Annotated in this window: 7 protein-coding genes; 2 read left to right on the forward strand and 5 right to left on the reverse strand. The window is 69.1% G+C overall.

The genetic code is table 11. The features are described 5' to 3' along the window. The 4 genes from ACFWY6_RS37735 to ACFWY6_RS37750 all read right to left on the reverse strand — a co-directional run. A partial coding sequence (locus tag ACFWY6_RS37735) for an SDR family NAD(P)-dependent oxidoreductase (RefSeq protein ID WP_384700280.1) occupies positions 1-310 on the reverse strand: 310 nt, incomplete at its 3' end. 59 nt (positions 311-369) lie between these two features. After that, the gene (locus ACFWY6_RS37740) at positions 370-1,542 is read right to left on the reverse strand and encodes a 3-deoxy-7-phosphoheptulonate synthase (protein WP_384700282.1); all 1,173 of its coding nucleotides are present in this window, start codon (positions 1,540-1,542) and stop codon (positions 370-372) included. A 264-nt stretch (positions 1,543-1,806) separates the two neighbouring features. Then, entirely contained in the window at positions 1,807-3,060 is a 1,254-nt protein-coding gene (locus ACFWY6_RS37745) for an IS701 family transposase (protein ID WP_384700284.1), read from the reverse strand. A gap of 514 nt (positions 3,061-3,574) precedes the next feature. Beyond that, on the reverse strand, positions 3,575-4,219 hold the full coding sequence (locus ACFWY6_RS37750) for an NAD(P)-dependent oxidoreductase (protein WP_384700286.1): 645 nt from the start codon (positions 4,217-4,219) through the stop codon (positions 3,575-3,577). Between the two features lie 116 nt (positions 4,220-4,335). Here ACFWY6_RS37750 and ACFWY6_RS37755 point away from each other — a divergent pair, with 116 nt between their 5' ends. Then, the gene (locus ACFWY6_RS37755) at positions 4,336-5,046 is read left to right on the forward strand and encodes a TetR/AcrR family transcriptional regulator (RefSeq protein ID WP_384700288.1); all 711 of its coding nucleotides are present in this window, start codon (positions 4,336-4,338) and stop codon (positions 5,044-5,046) included. 119 nt (positions 5,047-5,165) lie between these two features. After that, positions 5,166-6,167, forward strand: coding sequence for a 3-oxoacyl-ACP synthase III family protein (locus tag ACFWY6_RS37760; protein WP_384700290.1), 1,002 nt, complete (start codon positions 5,166-5,168; stop codon positions 6,165-6,167). A gap of 73 nt (positions 6,168-6,240) precedes the next feature. Here the strand turns inward: ACFWY6_RS37760 and ACFWY6_RS37765 are convergent, their stop codons facing one another. After that, complete coding sequence (locus ACFWY6_RS37765; protein WP_384700292.1) at positions 6,241-6,942, reverse strand: NAD(P)-dependent oxidoreductase; 702 nt, start codon at positions 6,940-6,942, stop codon at positions 6,241-6,243. Positions 6,943-7,175: the final 233 nt, after the last annotated feature.

Genomic DNA, 7,175 nt, shown 5'->3' on the forward strand with positions numbered 1-7,175 from the left:
TATAAATACATTGCCTTGGGGGGCGGCGGCTTCTTTTGTTTATAAGACCGCGGTGGCGGGGGTGGCCCCGGGGGCCCCGCCGCCCCCCCCCCCGGCCCCCCCGGGGCCCCCCCTCGGCCCGGTCGGTGATGTCGGCCGGGAACGCCTCGGCGACAAGTCCGTCGGCGGTCAGCTTCCGCACGACGTTGTCGAGCCCCTCGGCGTCCCGGTCCACGGCGGCCACCGCCATGCCGTCCTCGGCGAGCGCACGGGCCACCGCGCTGCCGATACCTCCCGCTGCTCCGGTGACCAGAGCGACCTTGCTTTCCATGTGGATTCTCCTTGGTCCGTAGGGGTGTTGGCTCACGCCGTGGCCCTGAGGCCTGGGGCCTAGTCGTTCCAGGCCCCGACGACGGACACCGCCTGATCCGGGCGGAGCCGCGGGTCGCACAGACTCGTGTACGTCTCGTGCACCTGATCGGCGGCCGACGGATTCGGGGCGCACTCGGTCACGTCGTCCGGCGTGGTCTCCAGGTGCAGCCCGCCGGCGACACCGCAGGCCGCCAGGACCGCCGCCCGGAAGTCCCGCACCTCCTGCGCGATCCACTCCACGTACCGCGTCTTGCGTCCGGCCGGGGTGGTGACGGTGTTGGCGTGCATGGGGTCGCAGAGCCAGATGACGGGGTGCCCGGCGGTGCGCACCGCCGACACCAGCGGCGGAAGACCCCGGGCGGCGAGCTGGGCGCCCATCCGGGCGATCAGGGTGAGCCTGCCCGGCACCCGGTCCGGGTCCAACCGCTCGCACAGCGCGAGCAGTTCATCCGCGGTCATGCCCGGGCCGACCTTGCAGGCGACGGGGTTGGCCACCGCGGAGAGCAGGGCGACGTGCGCCCCGTCGACCTGACGGGTGCGGTCGCCGATCCACGGCCAGTGCGTGGAGGCCAGATAGAGCGCGCCCGTGGAATCCGTACGCAGCAAGGGGACTTCATAGTCGAGTACGAGTGCCTCATGGCTGGTCCAGACGGGCGGCTCGACCGGTAACTCCTCGGGGCGGCGGCGCCAGCCGAGGTGGCGAAGGACCTCGTCGGACGCGCGGTAGCACCGCTCCATGCGCAGCGGATCCGGCCGCCTTGCCCGCGGGTTCGGCTCGGGACCGTTGACCAAGTGCCCTCTGTAGACGGGGAGTTCCACGTCGCCGACCCATTCCGTCGGCTTCGAGCGGGGCTTGCCGAACTGCCCCGCCATCCTCCCCACGCGGACCACCGGGCGGTGCGTGGCCGCCTTCATCTCGTCCGCGAGCAGATCGATCAGGCCCACCTTGCGGGCGACATGGGCCGCGGTGCACTCGTCGGGATCCTCCGCGCAGTCCCCCGCCTGCACCACATGGGCGGCGCCGGAGGCGACTTGGGCCAGGGCCGAACGCAGTGCGTGTACGTCGTCGGATCCGACCAGGCCGGGAGCGTCCCGGAGGCGCTGCCGTACCCGTCGTACGGCCTCCTCGTCGTCCCACCGCGGCTGCTGGCCGGCCTGCTTCGGTCCGAATTCGAGCACGGGGTTGTCCACTGATCTCTCCTGAGGGGATGACCGGTGCGCAGATGTGTCACGCGGATGGGTGGGCGGACGCGGCAGCACGGAGCGCCGTGCGCGGGCCTGGCCGGGGCGTGGACACCGCCCCCGCTCCGGCCGCCTTGGGCGGGTCACGGAGCGGGGGTGTCGGCGCCCCCGGAATGCTGTGCTGCGGCGGATCGTTCGACGGAGCTGATCCTGCGATGGCACTGATCCTGTTATGGGCGCAAGGAAGGCGACAACACGCCGCTCAGCACTTCGTCAGGTGCCGAGCCGCGTCCCGGTCGTCGCCTGCCCGCCCGATGCGGCCGCCGCGGTCAGCACGGTGATCGCGTGCGCGGCCGATGCCAGGGTCATGTGCCGGTGCCACCCCTCGAAGGACCGGCCCACGTAGTCCTCGATGCCCACGGCCTTGGACACCTGCAGATAGTCGTCCTCGACGCGGTCGAGCAGCGTGCACAGGGTGAGCAGCACGGTCGGCTTGACGCGCGTCAGATCGGTGAGCCAGAGCTGCGGCGCGTCCTGCGGCCTGCCCCGCCTGGAGAGGGCGACCAGGGTCAGCGGCCGTCCCGTTCCCGACCGCAGGATGCCCGGTCGCCCGGAGGGCAGCTTCACCGTCACGGTGGCCAGCTGCCCGGTCCATAAGCCGCCGCTCACACCGGGCTGGTGCCAACGGACGGGGTGCCGGAAGCCGTTGGACGCCCGCGCCACCTCCCACGCCTGCATCTTCGCGGAGCCGTGGTGACCGGTGAGCGCCGGGTCGGTGACGACCAGCGGCACCGACTCGTCGATGCGCGCCATCATGGGGATGCCCCGCCGGCCGAGCCGGTTCACGATGGTCGGGACGTACATGGCGCGTGCGTCCAGGACCACCGGGCGCACCGGCATGGCCCACTCCGTCATCATGTCGACACAGAGATTGGCGGCCCGGTCGGTCAGCGGTTCCTCTTCGGCGGTGTCCGGTATGGAGGCGCGGCTGCGGCGCGATCCGTCGTCTATCCAGACCCGGGGGAGATGGAGGCCCCAGTCGACCGGACTGCTGCGCCCGCCCGACGCGGCCCAGACACTGACCGCCTGCTGGGCGTTGAGCACCCGGCCCTCGGCCGGCACGAACCGGCGGTCGACGCCTACGGAGTGCTGTCCTGCCTTGCGGATCACGGTGTTCTGCACCACCCAGGCCTCCACGGGGAGGCGCGGCACCAGATACCGGGACAGGGCCTGGCGTACCGGCATCCAGTCCCAGGTCGATTCGCTGATGAAGTGATGCAAACTCTGATCGGTCGCCCGACCGCCCACGAGATTCGCGATGTTCCTGATGGATTTCCGTCCGGTGACCTTGAGCAGGCCCTTCACATACGCAACGCCCTTATTGCGCTGATCGGTGCGGGGCAGCGACGCAAATAGGGATCTCGAAATTTCCTGGAGCACATCATCGCTGACACTTTCGTCAAGGAATCTATTCGCTCCCCTTGCTTCCGTTTGTGTGGTGGTCAGCGGCAAAGGCGCTGCAGTCACAGGATACCCCCGAACATACGACTCCCGTCAGGCAAGCAAATGCCCTCGAATGGCTCGTGCCGTTTCCCTGTGCACCTTCGTGGCGACGCGTATTAGTCGCGTACGACCCGCGCCACCACGTGTCCGAGCTCCCCCCTCCCCTCGGCGGCCGCAAAACTCGCCAAAGCGGACATGATGTTATGGCGCCTCGGAGCATTCCTCCACGGTTGTGATTGACATCTGTCACCTCACTCACTGAAGTGGCAGAACGCAACGTCGGGAACAGGGGCATACCGTCGAACGTGACGGACTATTATCGGCCACGTTGACGACATTTCACGGGTGCTTCACTGTCGCGGAGTCGACACCGGCACCACAAATGCGACGCACAAAGCACCGGCGCCGGCGGACGAATCGCCGGAAGGGCGAGATGAAAGTGCGGGGCCCTTGCAGAAGGCGCAGTCGAACCGAAAGAATCAGGGCGATCCCGGGGAATGCGACTTCAGGCCTGGTCGGGCGACGTGCTGACGGGGAATCAGCAGCGGTCGCCGGACGAGACGTACACGGTCGTGCCCGCCGGGCCGTCCTGCGCCGTCTGACGCAGGAGAAGATCGGCGAGGTCCCCGCGGGACGTCCGGGCGCCGGGCAGGGCGTGCGGGGAGGTCCGGTAGTCGGTGCGGCCCGCGCCCCAGAGGCGTCCTGGCCGCACGATCGTCCAGTCGAGCGCGCTGCTCCTGACGATGCTCTCCATGCGCCCCATGTCCCTGTGCACGCCGAGCATCCGTGCCTGGAAGAGGCGGCGGTGCGCCTCCCGGCGCGACAGCGTGCAGGTGGATCTCGCGGCCCGGTCGAGGCCGGCGGAGCTGACGCACACCAGGCGCCGCATCCCGTGCGTGGTCATCGAGTTGACGATGTTGCCGGCGCTCTCCGAGTAGACGGTGACGGGCCTCCTGGTCGGGGGTACGCCGATGACCGAGACGACCGCGTCATGGCCCGCCACGACCCAGTCCACCGCTTCCGCGTCCCGAACGTCGACCTCGGCCACCTGCAGTTCCCGGTCGAAGAACGGGAACTCCTTGGGCCGCCGGGCGATGGCCGTGACCGAGTGGCCCGCCGCGACGGCCATCGAAACGACCAGACGTCCAGTGGCTCCGTTGGCGCCGAGCACCACGAGCTTCACACTCTCCTCCTGCCCGAACAATGTTCTGGTACCCGTACAACGCTCGATCGCATGGATCAACGTACTACCATGGTCGGGCAGAGAGCACGAGAGCCGGAAAGGCTGGTGGCATCGTCGTGAACAAGCCACGGGGGAGCAATTCGACCGGTGCGGACGTCGCGAGCAGTGTCTGGCTGCGCCCGCCGGTACCGCGCTCGGTGCCGCCGCTGACCCTGGAGCGCATCACCGAGGGGGCGGTCGCGCTCCTCGACGAGGAGGGCATGGACCGGCTGACCATGCGTCACCTCGCAGAGCGTCTCGGCGTCGGCACCACGACGCTGTATTGGCACATCAAGACCAAGGGTGACGTGATCGACCTGGCGATCGATGCCATCTTTGGCGAGACATCGCTGCCCGACAAGGTCTCCGGAGACTGGCGGGAGGACATCGTCGCACTGCTCACGGACTGCCGGGCCATGCTCCTGCGCCACCCCTGGTCAGCCGCCCTGCCGCTGCGTCAACGGCCCGCGATCGGACCCAACTTCCTCGCCTGGATGGAGTTCCTGCAGGCCTCCCTGGTCCGCGTCGGCTTCCGGGGCAAGGCCGTCACGGCCGCCTGCTGGCTGCTCTACAGCCACCTCCAGGGATCCACGTCCAGTCAGTCGAGCCTGAGCTGGTCCGACAGTGAACGGGTCGCGGCCCAGGAGCAGTTGCGCCGCCACCGGGACTCCTATCCGACGCTCGCGGGCCATGAGTACCTGCTCGACGACGACTGGGAGCAGAACTTCCACCTGGGTCTGCGGTACGCCCTCGACGGGCTCCAGGCGCAGATCGACCGCACTCCATGATCAGCTGAAATTGATCGCTCGGCGGCCCACCACCTGACAGATCCGTAGAGCTTCGCTGGACCGTGACGCGAGCGCCGACTGTTCTGATGTGTGACATCAGGACGACTACGGAGCAGATCATGATCACATGTGGTGCGGTCACCGGGAGTCCCGGCATCCTCGGCACGGGCTCCTATGTGCCGAGCCGGGTCATCGACAACAAGGACATCAGCGAGCTGATCGGGGTGTCCGAGGAGGCGATCTGGCGCAAGACGATGATCCGCGAACGGCGTTGGGCCAAGCCGGAGGAGGCGACATCGGACCTCGCGGTCGCCGCCGCCCGGCAGGCTCTTGAGCAGGCCGGCATCAGCGCCTCCCGGCTGAGTGCCGTCGTCGTGGCCACCTCCACGCCGGACTACCCGCAGCCGCCGACGGCATCCGTGGTCGCGGACGAGCTCGGGGCAGGACACGGAACCGCGGCCTTCGACGTCAACACCGTGTGCAGCGGCTTCACTTTCGCGCTGTCGGTGACCGAACGACTCCTCGCGGGCGCCGACGACGGCTACGCGGTGGTCGTCGGTGCCGACGTCTACTCACGGATCCTCGACCCCACCGACCGGCGCACCGTCCTGCTGTTCGGCGACGGAGCCGGTGCCGTCGTCCTGGGCCCCGGCGCCCCCGCCCGGCTGCTCTCCACCCGCCTCGACGGCTTCGGCTCGGCACGTGAGCTCATCCAGGTCCGCGCCGGCGGGAGCCGCCTTCCGACGACGGAGGAGACGCTGCGCGAGGGGCTGCACCACTTCACGATGGACGGTCGCGGCGTGACCGAGTTCATCGACAGCGTGGTGGTTCCCGGCATCCGGAAGTTCCTCGCGGACAACGGCGTACAACCCGGCGACATAGCGCACTTCGTGCCGCACCAGGCCAACGGCCGGATCATGGAATCGCTCGCCCGCCGCCTGGACATCCCCGAGGACCGGGTGGCCAGCACCGTCACCCGGTACGCCAACACCGGTGCCGCATCGGTGCCCATCACCCTGGACCACCTGAGCCGCTCGGGCGCCGTGGCGGCGGGCGACCTGGTGCTCCTCGCGGCGTTCGGCGGGGGCATGTCCATGGGGCTCAACCTGATCTCGTACTGACGCACCGGAGCACCTCGTACGGAACGCACCGGAGCCCGGTCCCTCCAGCGAGGGACCGGGCTCCGGCCTGAGGTCAGCCCTTCTTGCCGATGTGCAGGGCTTCCTTCACGAAGACACTGGCGTAACTGGGCACGCCCTTCGTCGTGATGACCTCGACGATCTCGTCGGCGTCGCGGTGGTCGACCGCCGAGCGCACCAGCGCGTCCGCGAGGTCCTTGCGGGCGGTGAACCGGCCGGGCGTGCGCGGCTTCCCGACGATGTACTCGGTCGGGTCCGTGGTGTCGAAGAGGCCGGCCGGGCGGATGATCGTCCAGTCCAGGCCGCTGGCGCGCACGAGTTCCTCCATGCGGCCCATGTCCTCGTAGAGGGTGCGGCCCATCTTCAGGAGCATGGGCGCGATCACTTTGCGGAAGGTGAAGGACTCGCCCGGCGCGTGCTCGGGGGTGACGCCGATCGAGCTCACACAGACCAGGCGCCGGACGCCGTGGAACTCCATCGCCTTGAGCATGTTCGCCATGCCGTCGGAATAGACGGTCACGGGCTCTTTCGTGTACGGCAGGCCGAGCGTGGAGACCACGGCGTCCTGCCCGGCCACCAGACGGTCCACCGCGGCGGCGTCGTGGACGTCCGCGCCCTCGACATCTAACCGGGCGTCGCTCAGCGGGAATTCGTCGGGTCGGCGAGTGACGGCCGTGACGGTATGCCCTTCGGTGAGTGCCTGTTCTGTGGCCAGTCTGCCGGTCGGGCCGTTGGCGCCGAAGATGACCAGCTTCACGGTTTCCTCCTGCGGAAGGCGGTGGGGGGATGCCTCGCACGGACAACGATCGATCACTCGTACAACGTTCTGGTACCAGATCAACGTACCACGCAGGGGCGGGAGTTCCCGGAAGGAAAGGGTGCGGGCAACGCGCGACGACCGGGCCCGTGGGGCCGGGGGGGGGGGGGGGTGACGGCGGGGGGGGGGCGCCCGGGTTCACTAGCACCACAGGTGCGGGGACAAGCTGGCGT

This window comes from Streptomyces sp. NPDC059037, assembly GCF_042740015.1.
Lineage (GTDB): Bacteria > Actinomycetota > Actinomycetes > Streptomycetales > Streptomycetaceae > Streptomyces.

Coding starts and splice junctions, on each gene's coding strand:
- ACFWY6_RS37760 (WP_384700290.1), top strand. CDS start 5,166: ATGATCACATGTGGTGCGGTCACCGGGAGTCCCGGCATCCTCGGCACG.